This is a genomic window from Mycobacterium sp. PS03-16 (assembly GCF_004570325.1).
Lineage (GTDB): Bacteria > Actinomycetota > Actinomycetes > Mycobacteriales > Mycobacteriaceae > Mycobacterium.
Genome location: NZ_SPQO01000005.1, coordinates 1 through 14910 on the forward strand (window position 1 = coordinate 1; position 14910 = coordinate 14910).

Below are 14910 nucleotides of genomic sequence, written 5' to 3' on the forward strand. Positions count from 1 at the left end.
TGGCAGCGGTGGCGGGACGCCGGGCTCGTTCGGCGGGACCGGCAGCGGGAACGGCGCGTGCGGCGCCGGGCCCGGCCCCGGCGCGGCACCGGGCGGCAGCTGCACCACCGGCGGGCCCGGATCCGGGTCGACCTGCGGCGGGATGAAGGGGAACTTGTTCTGCGGCAGAATCATCCGCGGATCGGTGATCGGTTCGCCGATCGGGACGGGCGGCCCGCGCCACGGGTTGCTGCCGATCGGCACGTAGCCCCGGGGATCGCGGCACAACTGGATGGTGGGCGCCCGCTTGCCGGGGAACTCCTGGCACGGGTAGTTGCGCGCACCGCGCACCACGGCCGGATCGTTGTGCGGGGTCTTGCAGTACAGATCGGTCGGCAGGTCACGCACGGTCTCGTCGGCCGGCGAGCGGATCGACGTGGGCGGCAGGAAGCCGACCGAGCAGGTCGGCGGATCGTTGAGGTGGATCTTGAAGTCGAGCTTGCCGCCCTCGTCGGTCGGCACACCGCCTGCGACGGTGTTCAGCGCCGCCATCAGCGCCGGGAAGATCACCAGCGCCTGTTCGAGGGACTTGTGGTAGATGACACCGATACGGCCGAAGTTGGCCAGGTTGGCGGCCAGGATCGGGAACGTCGGGCGGATGCCCTCGAACGTGCGGTTCGCGACCGCGGTGGTGCCGGGCACGGTCTGCAGTGTGGCGAGCAGCTGCGGGTCGGCGGCCGCGACCTGACCGGTGAGCCGGGCCAGCCCGTCCGACAGTGACCGGATGTCCTCGCCACTGCGGATCTGTGCGTCGAGGAACGGGCCCACCTGGTCGATCAGTTGCGACGTCTGCGCGTAGTTCGAGTTGGCCTCGTCGACGAGCAGGCGCGACGACTGGATCAGCCGTGCCAGCTCCGGACCGGTGCCGTTGAACGCGTTGAACGTCTCCTGCAGCAGGTCCTGGATCCGGCTGTCGCCGACGCTGCTCACCAGCTTGTCGGCCTCGCCGAGCAGCCCGGAGATGTCCTGACCGATCGCGGTGCGGTCCATTCCGATGTCCGAACCGTTGCGCAGCATCGACGACGACGCCGTGTCCGGCGGCACCAGGTCGATGTACTGCTCGCCGACCGCCGAGACGCTCTTGACGGTGGCGGTGACGTTCTCGGGCACCGGGGTGTCACTGTTGAGCCGCATGTGCGCGACCACGCCGTCATCGGAGAGGCCGACCTTCTCGACACGGCCGATCGTCACACCGCGGTAGGTGACGTTGGCGTTCTCGTACAGTCCGCCGCCCGCGGTGAAATTGGCCGTGACGTCGTAGGAACCGATGCCGACGGCCGACGGCAGCCGCAGATAGAACAGGGAGATCGCGCCGACGGTCAGCACGGTGACGACCGCGAAGATTGACAGCTGCAGACGGGTGAGCCGGGTCAGCATTACGGCGCCCCCTCGTGTTGCGTGGCCGTACCGGGCGGGATCTTGAACGGATCGGCCGCCTGTCCCGACAGGTTGGCCATCGCACCGGTCAGGAAGTCCGGCGGGTTGACCACCTCGCCGATGCGCTTCATGTTCGGGTCCAGCCCCAGCGACGTGGTGAAGACCGACTCGCCCATACGGCGCAGCGTCAGGTCGAACGTCACGAACACGTTCATGTAGTCGCCGCGCACGGCTTGGCGCAGGTACTTGTAATGGAACGGGAACGTCGGCAGCAGTTCGAGGTCCTTGATGAAGTCGTCGACGTTGTCGTTGAGCGCCTTGATGACCGGGAACAGGTCCTTGAGGTTGGCCGCGAACTCGGTCTTGGTCTCGGACAGGATCCGCGACGCCACCGTCGCGAAGGTGCCCAGCGCACCGAACGCCTCGACGATGTGAACGCGGTTGTTGTTGAGCACCTCGAGCGCGGCGGGCAGCGTGTCGAGCGTGCGGCCGAGGCTGTCGCGGCTGCGGGCGAGGATGCCGGCGAACCGGTCGAGCCCCTCGGCCGCCCGGATGATGTCGGCGGTCTGCCGGTCCAGCGAGCTGGTCAGCTCCGCCAGGCGCGGCACCAGGTCGGTGAAGCTGCCCTCCCGGCCGGCCACCGCGGCGTAGAGCTCATCTGTGATGTCCTGCAGTGCACCGAGGTTGCCCTTGTTCACCACCACGCCCAGCGACGACAGCACCTCCTCGGTGCTCGGGTAGCGCCCGGTGCGGTCCATCGGGATGCGGGAGCCCTCCTGCAGCCGGCCCACGCCCGCCTCGCCCTGCGGCTCGGCGAGTTCGACGTGCTGCGAGCCCAGCAGCGAGGTCTGCGCGACCTTGGCGGTGGCGTTGTCGGGCAGGGTGACGTCGCCGTCCAGCGACAGCTGCACCGCCGCGTAGAACGTGCCGTCCGGCCGCTGCACCGCGTCGATACCGGACACGCTGCCGACCGTGACGTCGTCGATCATCACCGGCGAGTTCTGCGGCAGCGTCGCCACATCGGGCAGCTCGACCGTGATGGTGTAGGAGCCGGACCCGTGTCCGGCGGTGCCCGGCATGTCCAGCGAGTTCAGCCCGCCGAACTGGCAGCCGGCCAGGACCAGCACGCCGGTGCCCAGGGCGACCGACCGGTAGCCGACACGAAAGACGCTGCGGCGCAGCGATGGACGGGTCATCCGGCACCTGCCTCGGCCGGCAGCGGCGCTTGCGGTGCAGGCGCCGCGTCCGGACCTCCGTTGTGGGATGTCGCCGCACCCGGCTGTCCTTGCGCGGCACCGTCGGCTGCCGGCGGCACCAGCAGTGAGGTGAGGTCCGTGCCGGGCGGCAACTGCGGCGGGGTGACCCCGGGTGCGTTCTGCCACTGCAGGTACGGCACTGGCGTCTCGGACTTGGCCTCGGTGGCCGGGGTGTCGTAGAGGATCTGCCCCTTGTACGCGGTGATGCTGTTGATCGGGTGGAACAGCAGCGGCGGGAAGTTCATCGCGATCCGCTTGAACACCGGGCCCATACGCTGGCGGCAGATCTCCGCGCGCTTGTAGTTGTCCGGGGTGGCGCCGACGTCGAAAGTGCCGCCGCAGATGAACTGCACCGGGTTGGCGAAGTTGGGCAGCGTCAGCAGACCACCGACGGTGCCCTGCGCCGGGTTGTAGATGTTGTAGAAATTCGCCAGACCGTTCGGCGTGATGTGCAGGATCTGCTCGATGTCGTCACTGTGATCGGTGAGGATCTGGGTGAAGTCGGCGAGCTTGCCCACCTGCGCGATCAACGCCTCGTTGTTCTCGCCGAGCAGCTCCTGCACATCGGCGAGAGCCTGGTTCAGCGTGCCCAGCGTGTCGTCGAGCTCGACGGTGCTGTCGGCCAGCACCTGCGACACCGATGCCACGTGGTTGCTGAACTGCACGATCTGCTCATTGCTGTTGGACAGCGCGTTGACCAGGACCTGGAGATTCCGCACGGTGCCGAAGAGGTCGGTGCGCGAGTCGCCGAGCCGGCCCGCGGTCTGCGACAGTTCCCGCAGTGCCTGACGGAACGAGTCGCCGTTGCCGTCGAAGGTGTCGGCGGCCTGGTTGACGAAGGTGCTCAGCGGGCCCTGCATCGACCCGGCCTGCGGGCCCAATTGGGTGCTGAGCGCGGTGAGCTGCTCCTTGACCTCGTCCCACTCCACCGGCACCGCGGTGCGGTCCAGGCTGATGCCGGCGCCGTCGGCCATGGCCGGGCCGCTGGTGTAGGCGGGGGTCAGCTGGATGAACCGGGCGGCCACCAGGTTCGGCGCGATGATCAAGGCCTTGGCGTCGGCGGGCACCTGCACGCCGCCGTCGACGGTCATCGTGATCTTGACGTCCTGGGCCCGCGGTTCGATCGTGTCGATCGTGCCGACCGGCACGCCGACGATGCGCACCTCGTCGCCCGGGTACAGGCCGACCGCCGAGGTGAAGTACGCGGTCAGCTTCGTTCCGGCCCGCGACGGCCACACCAGGTAGACGCCGACCGCCAGCGTCACCACCAGCACGGCGGCCAGGGCGATCCGACCCCAGCGGCTGCGTGTGCTCACCGAATTCTCCTGTGTCATGGCGACTTCGGCCTGATGATCAGCCGCTCGGAGATGAACCCGCGCAGGTAGTCGGCCAGGCTGTCCGGCAGCTTGCCGGGCTGGAAGTACGTGTCGAGCAGCACCTCCGACAGCGAGGCGGGCGGCAAACCGTAGAGGTTGATCTGGAAGCCGGGTCCCGAGCCGACCACCTCGCCGAGCGCGGTGGCGTACGGCGGCAACCGGCGCAGCGCCTCACCGATGTGTTCCCGACGTTCGAGCAGGTTGTCCATCACGAGGTTCAGCTTCTCGAGCACGGGGCCGAACTCGCGGCGGTTGTCGGCGACGAGCCCCGAGAGCTGTTCGGAGACATCGTCGATACCGGCGATGAGGTTGCTCAGCGCCTGGCGGCGTTCGTCGAGCGCGGCGAACAGCAGATTGCCGTCGGTGATCAGCTGGTTGACCTGTCCGGCCCGCTGCGCGAGTGTGTCCGAGACCCGCTTGGCGTGGCCGAGCAGCTGGTCGAGCGCCTCGTCGCGGGCGTTGATGCTGCGCGACAGGTTGGTCACGCCGTCCAGCGCGTTGCGCAGTTGGGGGGTGGCGTCGCGCAGCGAGTCGGTCAGCGTTTGCAGGGCCTGCTCGAACCGCGGCTTGTCCAGCTCACCCACGTTCTGGCCGAGGTCCTGCAGCGCGGTGTTGAGCGTGTACGGGGTCGTGGTGCGGCCCAGCGGGATCACGGTTGACTTCCCCGAGCCCTGCGGGGTCACCGACAGCGATTTCTCGCCGAGCACGGTGTCGGTCTTGATGGCGACCAGGGACTGGTCCCCCACCTGGACGTCGCGGTCGACCGTGAAGTTCACCTTCGCGGCGTCGCCGGCCAGTGACACGCCGGTCACCTTCCCGACCGTGATCCCCGAGACGTTGACGTCGTTGCCCGGAGTGATGCCGCCGGCATCGGTGAAGTAGGCCTCGTACGGCTTGCCCTGCGGCCAGAACGGCAGGCCGGTGTAGCCGAACGAGACCAGCACCAGGCACACCACGATGACGATGCCGAAGATGCCCGTGCGCAACGGGTTACTGCTGTCGGGTCTACTCATCGGTGGGTGCGCACCTCCCCTTCGACGGGTCCGGCGGGCCGCCGAACGGGATCAGGATGTCGCTGCCGGCGGGACCGTTGATCTTCATCCGGATCGAGCAGTAATAGATGTTGAAGAACGATCCGTACGCACCGAGCTGGTTGAGCCGCAGGTAGTTCTCGGCGAGTGGCTCGATCACCTTGTTGACGTCGGCCTTGCGTTCGTCGAACCGCTGGGCGAACGGCCGGGCGTTCTCGATGACCCCCTGCAGCGGCCGCCGCGACGTCTCCAGCATTTCGGTGAGGTCGACCTCGGCCTGCGCCAGCGGGCCGATGGCCCCGGCGATCGGATCCCGTCCCTGGGCCAGGCCGGTGATCAGCTGCTGCAGCCGGTCGACGCTGGCGTCGAACTCGGCGCCCTTCTCGTCGACGGTACCCAGCACGGTGTTGAGGTTGTTGATCACATCGCCAATCAACTGGTCCCGGGCGGCGAGGTTCTGGCTGAACGAGCCGGTGGTGGCCAGCAGGTTCGACAGCGCGCCGCCCTGACCCTGCAGCATCTCGATCACGGCGCTGCTGACCTCGTTCACCTTCGCGCCGTCGAGGCCCTTGAGCACCGGGCGCAACCCGCCGAGCAGGGCGTCGAGATCCAGCGCCGGCTGGGTGTTCTGCTTGGGGATGGTCGCCCCGGCCGGCAGCTTGCGCAGTTCGCCCGGCCCCGAGGTGATCTCGAGGTAGCGGTCGCCGACCAGGTTCTCGTAGCGCACGACCGCCCGGGTCGAGGTGTAGAGCTGGTAGCGCTTGTTCACGTCGAATGCGACGTCGACGGTGTTGTCCGGCTGCAGGCTGACGCTCTTCACGGTGCCCACCGGCACACCGGCGATGCGCACGTCCTGGCCGGGCTTCAGCCGCGAGGCCTCGGTGAAGTTCGCGTGATAGCTGTTGCCGGAGGCGAAGCGGAACTCGCCGAACACCACCACGAGCATGCCGGCGACCAACAGCATCGCCACCGTGAAGATGCCGACGTTCAGCAGGGTGCGGTCACGGCGCATCCGGCCCTCGCTTCTTCGCGCAAGCGCTCATCAGTAGTCGTCCCTTTCGGCGAACGCGCCGTTGAACAGGAACTGGAGGGTGGACGGCGCATCGAACTGCAGCTCGGTGTTGGGCTGATAGGGCACGTAGGCGTTGTCGGTCACCACGAACGGCGAGTGGTACCACGAGCCGCCGAACTGCTTGGTGGGTGGTTCGGGAAGGCCGCGGCAGTTGGGACCACCCGAGGCGTTGACGATCGGCAGGCTCTCGGGATACGTGTAGGCCGGCGCGCCGGGCAGGAAGTTCGAGGCGACGAACAGACCGGGCCGGGTGCCGCCGATGATCGGTGCGAAGCGGTCCACGCCGATCGCCACACCCTGCAGCGTGCAGGGAATGATCGGTGAGTAGTCGGCGGCGACCTTCAGTGGTGCGCGCAACCGCTGCATCGCCGCGATGTAGTCCTCCGCGGCCGGTTGGAGGGTGGCCGTGCCGTTGTTGGCCAGCCCGGTGGCGGCCAGCAGCGTGGCGTTCAGGTTGTCCTGCTGGTCGACGATCGTATTGCTGATCGTCGGGGCGTTGTCGAACACCTGCACCAGATCCGGGCCGGCGTCGGCGTAGATCGCGGCCACCTCCGCGGTCTTGCGGAAATCCTCCTGCAACGTGGGCAGCTTCGGATTGAGCTGCTGCAGGTACTGATTCAGCCCCGCCATGGTCGCGCCCAGATCGTCGCCGTTACCGCGCAGGCCCTCCCCCAGCGCACTCAGCGTCGCGTTGAGGTTGATCGGATCGATCTTGCCCAGCACGTCGGTCAGGGTCTGGAACAGCGTGTTGACCTCGAGTTGCACGTCGGCGGCCTGCACTTCGGCGCCCGGCCGCAACGAGCTCTGCTGCGGATCCTCCGGCGGGATGAACTCCACGGATTTGGCGCCGAACACCGTGGTGCCGGCGATCCGGACCGCGGCGTTCGACGGGATGTAGCGCATCTCGTCGCTGCGGATCGCCAGGGTCAGCTTGGCCTGGTCGCCGGCGTACTCGATCGACTTCACCTCGCCGATCTGGATGCCGCGGTACTTGACCTTGGCGTCGGTCTCCATCACCAGACCGGCCCGCGGCGACATCACCGTCACCGTGTCGGTCGAGGTGAATGCCGCGGTGTACGAGAGGTACGTGAACACGGTGGCGGCCACCAGGATCGCGGCCAGGATCGCAGCCGCGATCCGGACGTGGCTGCGCTTCGCCTCAATGTCGGCCATCGGTCACCCCTACCCGGACAGGTTGAAGTTGCCGGACGCGCCGTAGACGGCGAGTGAGATGAACAGGGTGATGGTGACGACCACGATGAGCGAGGTCCGCACGGCCTGGCCGACGGCGATGCCCACACCCACCGGACCGCCGGAGGCGTTGTAGCCGTAGTAGGTGTGCACGAGCATGACGGCGATCGACATCACGATCGCCTGCAGGAATGACCACAGCAGGTCACTCGGGATGAGGAACGTGTTGAAGTAGTGGTCGTAGAGGCCCGCGGACTGCCCGTTGATGAACACCGTGGTGAACCGGGCCGCGAAGAATGCCGCGAGCACCGACAGCGAGTACAGCGGGACGATCGCGATGAGCCCGGCCATCAGCCGCGTGGACACCAGATAGGACACCGAGTGCACGGCCATCGACTCGACCGCGTCGATCTCCTCGGCCACGCGCATGGCGCCCAGCTGCGCGGTGGTGCCCGCACCGATGGTCGCGGCCAGGGCGATGCCGGCGATCACGGGTGCGACGATGCGGACGTTGAGGAAGGCGGACAGGAATCCGGTCAGGGCCTCGATGCCGATGTTGCCCAGCGAGGAGTACCCCTGCACGGCGATGACGCCGCCGGAGGCCAGCGTCAGGAATGCCGCGACGCCGACGGTCCCGCCGATCATCACCAGTGCGCCGGCGCCCATGGTCATCTCGGCGATCAGCCGGATGGTCTCCTTGCGGTAGCGGGTCAGCGCGTTGGGGATGTAGCGCATCGTCTCGCCGTAGAACAGCGCTTGTTCGCCGACGGTGTCGATGGCCTTGGGCACGCCGCGGAACATGCGGCGGAAGCGGAGGGTGGCGTCGTAACTCATGATTACCGCACCAGGACCCGGACGCCGATCGCCGTCATGATCACGTTGATCACGAACAAGCAGATGAACGCGTAGACGACGGTCTCGTTGACGGCGATGCCGACGCCCTTCGGGCCGCCCTGCACGGTCAGGCCGCGGTAGCAGCCGACCAGCCCGGCGACCACACCGAACAGCAGTGCCTTGATCTCGGCCAGCACCAGCTCACCGAGGCCGGTCAGCACGGTCAGGCCGTTGATGAACGCGCCCGGGTTGACGCCCTGCAGGAAGACGGAGAACACGTAGCCACCGGCCAGGCCGATCATGCAGACCAGGCCGTTGAGGAGCAGCGCGACGAAGGTGGACGCCAGCACGCGCGGCACCACCAGGCGCTGGATGGGGTCGATGCCCAGCACCCGCATCGCGTCGATCTCCTCGCGAATGGTGCGGGCGCCCAGGTCGGCGCAGATGGCGGTGGCGCCGGCGCCGGCGACGACCAGCACCGTCACCACCGGGCCGAGCTGGGTGATGGTGCCGAATGCCGTTCCGGCGCCGGACAGGTCGGCGGCACCGATCTCGCGCAGGAGGATGTTGAGCGTGAACGCCACCAGCACGGTGAACGGGATGGCGACCAGAAGGGTCGGGATCAGTGAGACCCGCGCGATCATCCACGTCTGGTCGAGAAACTCCCGGAACTGGAACGGCCGGCGAAAGATCTTGACGAACGTGTCGATGGACATCTCGACAAATCCGCCCACGGCCCGTGCCGGGGCCGCGAGCTGTTCCCTCAACCTCGGCTCCGTTCTCGGCGCGGGGTGCCGCGAATACCGGCCGCGGCGAATTCTCGTACTGTACTCGCCGGGACGGCGTTCCCACCCCTGTTTCAGACGATGCTCTGCGTGAGCCGGATCATATTAACTAGAACACGTTCGCAGTGTCAAAGAACGGAGAAATCCGTCTTCACCACACCAAATATGCTGGTCAGAGCCGGTGTGATCCAGGTCATTCTGTAACGTGTTCTAGTGCCCGGACGCGCGTGACAACCGAGACTGTCAGTCTCGCGACTCCATCAGCGCGGTGGCGGAGAATCCGCGCTCCGGGTCACGGTCAGCAAAGTACTCACGCAACGTGACGCTGAGGTCGCCGAGGTCCCAGGCTTCGGCGTCCGCCGCGAAATGCGCTTCCGCGACCGGCGCCGCCACCAGCGTCACCTTCGGACCGTAGACGATGAACAGCTGTCCGTTGACCCCTTCCGATGCGGGGGACGCGAGGAACTGCACCAGCGTGACGACGTGATCGGTCGACAGCGGGTCCACCGATCCCTCTGTGAGGGCGGGGGCGTCCCCGAAGACACCGGCGGTCATCGCGGTCCGCGCACGGGGCGCGATGGCGTTCGCGCGGACGCCGAACCGCTCGAGGGCCCGGGCGGCGGACAGCGTCAGCGCGGTGATTCCCGCCTTGGCCGCCCCGTAGTTGGGCTGACCGACCGGCCCCGACAGACCCGCCTCCGACGAGGTGTTGACGATGCGGCCGTAGACCCGGCCGTCGCCCGCCTTGGCTTTCGCGCGCCAGTAGGTGGCGGCGTTGCGGGTGAGCAGGAAATGGCCGCGCAGATGGACGGCGATGACCGCGTCCCACTCCTCGTCGGACATGTTGAACAGGATGCGGTCGCGGGTGATGCCGGCGTTGTTGATGACGATGTCGAGGCCGCCGAGGCCGTCGGCGGCCTCGACGAGCTCATCGGCCGTCGACCGCTCGCTGATGTCACCGGCGACCGCAATCCCTTTCGACCCCGCGGCGGCGATCTCGTCGAGGACGTCGGAGCGGTCCAGTGCGCCGGCCATGTCGTTGACCACGACGGTCGCGCCTGCGGCGGCCAGCCCGATCGCCTCGGCCCGGCCGAGGCCGGCGGCGGCCCCGGTCACCACCGCGACGCGGCCGGACAGATCAGTGAGCTCATTCTTGGGAGTCGACAATTTATGAATACCTCTAGTCTTTGCGGATCAGGGCGGCGCGGGGGCACTCCGCGATGGATTGCTCGGCGACGGCCTCCTGGTCGGCCGGCACCGGATCGGCCTTGACCACGGCGTAGTCCTCGTCGTCGAGATCGAACAGTTCGGGCGCTATTCCCACGCAGACCGCGTTGCCCTCACACCGGTCCCGGTCGACTTCCACCCGCATGACACCCTCCTTGCGACACCTGTCCGAACCAGCCCGGGCGAGCTTGGGGGTCAGAATACGACCGACCCGGGTCACGTGCGTGCAACACCGGCCTGGACCCCAAGACTAGAACGTGTTACAACCGGGTGGAGTGAACGGGTCCCCGGTGACCCTCAGGACAGTGAGGATTCGCATGCGCATCGGCTACACCCCCGAGCAGGAGGAGTTGCGGCGCGAGCTGCGCGCGTACTTCACCAAGCTGATGACGCCGGAGCGGGCCGAAGCGCTGGCGAGCAACGACGGTGAGATGGGCCGCGGCAACGTTTACCGGGAGACCGTCGCCCAGATGGGGAAGGACGGCTGGCTGACCCTGTCGTGGCCGAAAGAGTTCGGCGGACAGGCCCGCCCACCGATGGACGGGCTGATCTTCAACGACGAGGCAGCGATCGCCAACGTGCCGGTGCCGTTTCTGACCATCAACAGCGTGGCGCCGACGATCATGCACTTCGGCACCGAGGAACAGAAGAAGTTCTTCCTGCCCAAGATCGCCGCGGGCGATCTGCACTTCTCGATCGGCTACTCCGAGCCGGGCGCCGGAACGGATCTGGCGTCGTTGCGCACCACCGCGGTCCGCGACGGTGACGACTACGTGATCAACGGCCAGAAGATGTGGACGAGCCTCATCGCCTACGCCGATTACGTCTGGCTGGCGGTCCGCACCAACCCGGACGCCAAGAAGCACCGCGGCATTTCGATGCTCATCGTGCCGACCACCGCCGAAGGCTTCTCCTGGACCCCGGTGCACACCATGTCCGGTGTCGACACCAGCGCCACCTATTACCAGGACGTGCGGGTGCCGAAGTCCGCGCTCGTCGGCGAGGAGAACGGCGGCTGGAAGCTGGTCACCAACCAGCTCAACCACGAACGCGTCGCGCTGGTCTCCGCCCAGCCGATCTTCGTGGCGCTGAACGGGGTCCGGGAGTGGGCGCAGAACACCAAGGACAGCCACGGCAAACGGCTGATCGACTCGGAGTGGGTGCAGCTCAACCTCGCCCGCGTACACGCCAAGGCCGAGGTGCTCAAGCTGATCAACTGGGAACTCGCGTCGGCCGAGGACGAGGCGCCGTCACCGGCGGATGCGTCGGCGGCCAAGGTCTTCGGCACCGAACTGGCCACCGAGGCCTACCGGCTGCTGATGGAGGTGCTGGGCACCGCCGCCACGCTGCGGCCCGACTCCCCCGGCGCACTGCTGCGGGGCCGCATCGAACGGATGCACCGGTCCTGCCTCATCCTGACCTTCGGCGGCGGCACCAACGAGATCCAGCGCGACATCATCGGGATGGTCGCGCTCGGCCTGCCCCGCGTGAACCGATAGGACTCTGCGACATGGACTTCAAGACGACCGAAGCCTCCGACGACCTCGGCGGGCTGGTTCGCACCATCACCGAATCGGTGTGCACTCCAGAGCACCAACGGGAGCTCGACGGACTCGACCAACGCTTCGACCGGGACCTGTGGCGCAAGCTGATCGACGCCGACATCCTGACCACCACGGCGCCGGAGGCGCTGGGCGGCGGCGGTTTCGGTGTTCTCGAAGAGGTGGCCGTCCTGGTGGCGCTGGGTCGCCAGCTCAGCGCGGTGCCGTATCTCGAATCGGTGGTGCTCGCGGCGGGTGCACTGGCACGGTTCGCCCCGGACGGGCTGCGTGAGCAGTGGGCCGCGCCCGCCGTCGCGGGCGAGAAGATCCTGGCGGTCGCGCTGGACGGTGAGATGGGGCAGGGTCCGGTGCAGGCGCAGGTCGCCGGCGCCGGCTACCGGCTGACGGGGTCGCGCACGCTGGTCGCGTACGGACCGGTCGCGGACGCGTTCCTGGTGCCCGCCGAGGGTGACGACGGGGTGCAGGTCTTCCTCGTCAGCGCCGGCGATACGGGGGTGACGGTCAGCGCACTCGACACCACCGGCCACGGCAGCGCCGGGCACGTGGAGTTGTCCGGGGTCGAGGTGGGCGGTGACCGGGTCGTCGGCGGCGCCGAGGTACTGGGCTGGCTTATTACGCGGCACAGCCTGGCCCGTGCGGCATTCCAGCTCGGCGTGCTGGAGCGGGCGCTCGAGCTGACCGCGGTGTACGCCAGGGAACGGGAGCAGTTCGACCGGCCGATCGGCAGCTTCCAGGCGGTGGCCCAGCGGCTGGCCGACGGCTACATCGACGTCAAGGGTTTACGCCTGACGCTCACCCAGGCCGCCTGGCGGATCTCGGAGGACCTGCCTGCCGACATCGACGTGGCGAGCGCCGCATTCTGGGCGGCCGACGCCGGGCACCGGGTGGCCCACACCGCGGTGCACATCCACGGCGGCGTCGGCATCGACACCGACCACCCGATCCACCGGTACTTCCTGGCCGCCAAGCAGAACGAGTTCGCCGTCGGCAGCGCGACCGGCCAGCTGCTGCGCATCGGCCGCGAACTGGCCGACACCCCGGTGTGACGATGGGCTCCCCGGGGCCCACCGTCACCGCCCTGCTGGCGCCGCTTGCCGACGTCACCGACCGCGGGGTGTACACCGGCGACACCTTCGTCAGCTGGAGTGACCACCTCGCGTCGGGCGCCGCGGTCGGACGGGCCCTGCGGGCCCGGATGGATCCGGACCGCCCGCCGCATGTCGGTGTGCTGCTGGGCAACACCCCGTTCTTCTCCAGCGTGCTGGTTGCCGCCGCACTCACGGGGGTGGTGCCGGTCGGGCTCAACCCGACCCGGCGCGGGGCGGCGCTCGCCCGCGACATCGCCCGCGCCGACTGCCAATTGGTTCTCGCCGACGAGGACGCCCATGTCCCAGAGGGCGTGGACGCCGTCGATGTCGCGTCGTCCGAGTGGGCCGCCGACGTGGCGGCGCAGGAATGCCGGCCCGTCGAGTTCCCCGAGCCCGATCCCGACGACCTGTTCATGCTGATCTTCACCTCCGGCACCAGCGGTGAGCCCAAGGCGGTGCGGGTGACCCACGAGAAGGTGGCGTTTCCCGGCCGCATGCTCGCCGACCGTTTCAGGCTCGGCCCGTCGGACACGTTTTACCTGTCGATGCCGCTGTTCCACTCGAACGCCGTCATGGCCGGGTGGGCCGTCGGCGTCGCGGCGGGCGGGTCGATCGCCCTGCGTCGCAAGTTCTCGGCGTCGCAGTTCATCCCCGACGTACGCCGCTACGGCGCCACCTACGCCAACTATGTCGGCAAGCCGATGTCCTACATCCTGGCCACCCCGCCCCGCGACGACGACGCCGACAATCCGCTGAAGTTCCTGTACGGCAACGAGGGTGCCCCGCGGGACATCGACCGGTTCGCGAAGCGATTCGGTGTGGTGGTGGTCGACGGCTTCGGCTCCACCGAGGGCGGGGTGTCGATCGCTCGGACGCCGGACACCCCCGACGGCTCGCTGGGACCGCTCACCGAGGACGTCGCGATCGTCGACGTCGACACCGGCCGGCCGTGCCCGCCCGGGGTGGTCGGCGAACTGGTCAACCCGAACGGCCGCGGCCAGTTCCGCGGGTACTACAACGACGAGGGCGCCGAAGCCGAACGGATGGCCGGCGGCGTCTACCACAGCGGCGATCTGGCCTACCGCGACGCGGACGGCTTCATCTACTTCGCGGGCCGGCTGGGTGACTGGATGCGCGTAGACGGCGAAAACCTGGGCACCGCGCCGATCGAACGGATCCTGTTGCGGCACAGCGTCATCGTCGAGGTGGCGGTGTATCCGATCCCCGACCCCGCGGTGGGCGACCGGGTGATGGCGGCGGTGGTGCTGACTCCGGGTGCGGAATTCGACGCCGGGAAGTTCGGCGCCTTCCTCGCCGAGCAGTCCGACCTCGGGCCCAAGCAGTGGCCGTCGTTCGTGCGGGTCGCCGAATCGCTGCCCAGGACAGAGACGTTCAAGGTGCTCAAACGTCACCTGTCCGCCGAGGGCACCGACTGCGCCGACCCGGTGTTCGCGATCGGCCGTTAGGTGCGCGGCTGATGGGTGAACGGCCCCCGCCACACGTGCGGGCGGAACCGCTGCACGGCCCGCTCCACCCGTCGGGCCGCGTCGCCGTACGGGGAGACGGTGAACCGGTAACACCCGGCGGACAGGCCCGGCTGCGGCGCCGGCACCTCCTGCCAGTCGCCGCGCAGGCCGGGATGGTCGGCGGTGTAGCCGGCGTCCATCAGGTAGATCTCCAGGCCGGACAGTCGACGGGTCACCCCGCCGCGGTACCTGCCGAGGTACTGGCCGAAGCCGACCGCCCCGATCTCGTGCCAGCCGATCGTGCCGGTCCGCGCTCCGTCGAACGGGTGGATGCCCTCGGCGTCGATCTCGACGCCCATGCCGCGCAGCACCTTCGGTAGCCGCCGGCACACCCACAGGAACGGCACGGCCAGCACGGCGGCGATGACGCCGAGCACGATCTGCTCGCCGCGGCGGTAGTCCCCGAAACCCGCTTCCAGCGCGGGGAACACCCACAGCATGGCGGTCACCGACAGCATCAGCACGGCCACGGGCACGTTCCATTTGGTCAGCACGATCCGTTCGCCGGAACCGATCGCTGTCATGGGCCAACGGTAGCGTGGCCCA

Annotated in this window: 14 protein-coding genes; 3 read left to right on the top strand and 11 right to left on the bottom strand. The window is 68.4% G+C overall.

Annotated features, from left to right (window positions below):
- The 10 genes from E4P42_RS05715 to E4P42_RS05760 all read right to left on the bottom strand — a co-directional run.
- The coding region (locus tag E4P42_RS05715) for an MCE family protein (protein ID WP_135123959.1) at positions 1 to 1416 on the bottom strand (1416 nt) is incomplete at its 3' end.
- Positions 1416 to 2612 carry an MCE family protein gene (locus E4P42_RS05720; RefSeq protein WP_135123961.1) on the bottom strand — a complete coding sequence of 399 codons (1197 nt, stop codon included), beginning with the start codon at positions 2610 to 2612 and terminating at the stop codon, positions 1416 to 1418. The genes E4P42_RS05720 and E4P42_RS05715, both read right to left, overlap by 1 nt.
- Positions 2609 to 4006, bottom strand: a complete 1398-nt coding sequence (locus tag E4P42_RS05725; RefSeq protein WP_135123963.1) for an MCE family protein — start codon at positions 4004 to 4006, stop codon at positions 2609 to 2611. Before E4P42_RS05725 ends, E4P42_RS05720 begins: the two co-directional genes overlap by 4 nt.
- Complete coding sequence (locus tag E4P42_RS05730; protein WP_135123965.1) at positions 4003 to 5061, bottom strand: MCE family protein; 1059 nt, start codon at positions 5059 to 5061, stop codon at positions 4003 to 4005. Before E4P42_RS05730 ends, E4P42_RS05725 begins: the two co-directional genes overlap by 4 nt.
- Positions 5054 to 6091, bottom strand: a complete 1038-nt coding sequence (locus E4P42_RS05735) for an MCE family protein (protein WP_135123967.1) — start codon at positions 6089 to 6091, stop codon at positions 5054 to 5056. The genes E4P42_RS05730 and E4P42_RS05735 overlap by 8 nt, the downstream gene beginning before the upstream one ends.
- Positions 6092 to 6121: 30 nt before the next feature.
- Positions 6122 to 7324 (bottom strand): MCE family protein, encoded by a 1203-nt coding sequence (locus E4P42_RS05740; RefSeq protein ID WP_135123969.1) that lies wholly within the window; start codon positions 7322 to 7324, stop codon positions 6122 to 6124.
- A gap of 9 nt (positions 7325 to 7333) precedes the next feature.
- The gene (locus tag E4P42_RS05745) at positions 7334 to 8176 is read right to left on the bottom strand and encodes an ABC transporter permease (protein ID WP_135123971.1); all 843 of its coding nucleotides are present in this window, start codon (positions 8174 to 8176) and stop codon (positions 7334 to 7336) included.
- 2 nt (positions 8177 to 8178) lie between these two features.
- Positions 8179 to 8943, bottom strand: a complete 765-nt coding sequence (locus E4P42_RS05750) for an ABC transporter permease (RefSeq protein WP_135123973.1) — start codon at positions 8941 to 8943, stop codon at positions 8179 to 8181.
- 261 nt (positions 8944 to 9204) lie between these two features.
- A complete protein-coding gene (locus E4P42_RS05755) occupies positions 9205 to 10128 on the bottom strand; it encodes a 3-oxoacyl-ACP reductase (RefSeq protein WP_135123975.1) in 924 nt (307 codons plus the stop codon).
- A gap of 13 nt (positions 10129 to 10141) precedes the next feature.
- On the bottom strand, positions 10142 to 10333 hold the full coding sequence (locus tag E4P42_RS05760; protein WP_135123977.1) for a ferredoxin: 192 nt from the start codon (positions 10331 to 10333) through the stop codon (positions 10142 to 10144).
- Positions 10334 to 10505: 172 nt separating this feature from the next.
- Between E4P42_RS05760 and E4P42_RS05765 the strand changes: the two genes are divergently transcribed.
- The 3 genes from E4P42_RS05765 to fadD17 are packed head-to-tail and all read left to right on the top strand — an operon-like array spanning position 10506 to position 14304.
- On the top strand, positions 10506 to 11687 hold the full coding sequence (locus E4P42_RS05765) for an acyl-CoA dehydrogenase family protein (RefSeq protein ID WP_135124363.1): 1182 nt from the start codon (positions 10506 to 10508) through the stop codon (positions 11685 to 11687).
- Between the two features lie 11 nt (positions 11688 to 11698).
- Positions 11699 to 12796: an acyl-CoA dehydrogenase family protein gene (locus E4P42_RS05770; protein WP_135123979.1), complete on the top strand. Its 1098-nt coding sequence runs from the start codon at positions 11699 to 11701 to the stop codon at positions 12794 to 12796.
- Between the two features lie 2 nt (positions 12797 to 12798).
- On the top strand, positions 12799 to 14304 hold the full coding sequence (gene fadD17, locus E4P42_RS05775) for a long-chain-fatty-acid--CoA ligase FadD17 (protein ID WP_135123981.1): 1506 nt from the start codon (positions 12799 to 12801) through the stop codon (positions 14302 to 14304).
- Here the strand turns inward: fadD17 and E4P42_RS05780 are convergent.
- The gene (locus tag E4P42_RS05780; protein ID WP_245233902.1) at positions 14301 to 14888 is read right to left on the bottom strand and encodes a hypothetical protein; all 588 of its coding nucleotides are present in this window, start codon (positions 14886 to 14888) and stop codon (positions 14301 to 14303) included. The genes fadD17 and E4P42_RS05780 overlap by 4 nt on opposite strands.
- Positions 14889 to 14910: the final 22 nt, after the last annotated feature.

What these genes read in the sequence shown, in the direction of transcription:
- E4P42_RS05730 (WP_135123965.1), bottom strand. Translation starts at nt 5,061, where the DNA reads ATGAGTAGACCCGACAGCAGTAACCCGTTGCGCACGGGCATCTTCGGC.
- fadD17 (WP_135123981.1), top strand. Translation starts at nt 12,799, where the DNA reads ATGGGCTCCCCGGGGCCCACCGTCACCGCCCTGCTGGCGCCGCTTGCC.
- E4P42_RS05780 (WP_245233902.1), bottom strand. Translation starts at nt 14,888, where the DNA reads ATGACAGCGATCGGTTCCGGCGAACGGATCGTGCTGACCAAATGGAAC.
- E4P42_RS05735 (WP_135123967.1), bottom strand. Translation starts at nt 6,091, where the DNA reads ATGCGCCGTGACCGCACCCTGCTGAACGTCGGCATCTTCACGGTGGCG.
- E4P42_RS05725 (WP_135123963.1), bottom strand. Translation starts at nt 4,006, where the DNA reads ATGACACAGGAGAATTCGGTGAGCACACGCAGCCGCTGGGGTCGGATC.
- E4P42_RS05740 (WP_135123969.1), bottom strand. Translation starts at nt 7,324, where the DNA reads ATGGCCGACATTGAGGCGAAGCGCAGCCACGTCCGGATCGCGGCTGCG.
- E4P42_RS05760 (WP_135123977.1), bottom strand. Translation starts at nt 10,333, where the DNA reads ATGCGGGTGGAAGTCGACCGGGACCGGTGTGAGGGCAACGCGGTCTGC.
- E4P42_RS05745 (WP_135123971.1), bottom strand. Translation starts at nt 8,176, where the DNA reads ATGAGTTACGACGCCACCCTCCGCTTCCGCCGCATGTTCCGCGGCGTG.
- E4P42_RS05720 (WP_135123961.1), bottom strand. Translation starts at nt 2,612, where the DNA reads ATGACCCGTCCATCGCTGCGCCGCAGCGTCTTTCGTGTCGGCTACCGG.
- E4P42_RS05765 (WP_135124363.1), top strand. Translation starts at nt 10,506, where the DNA reads ATGCGCATCGGCTACACCCCCGAGCAGGAGGAGTTGCGGCGCGAGCTG.
- E4P42_RS05770 (WP_135123979.1), top strand. Translation starts at nt 11,699, where the DNA reads ATGGACTTCAAGACGACCGAAGCCTCCGACGACCTCGGCGGGCTGGTT.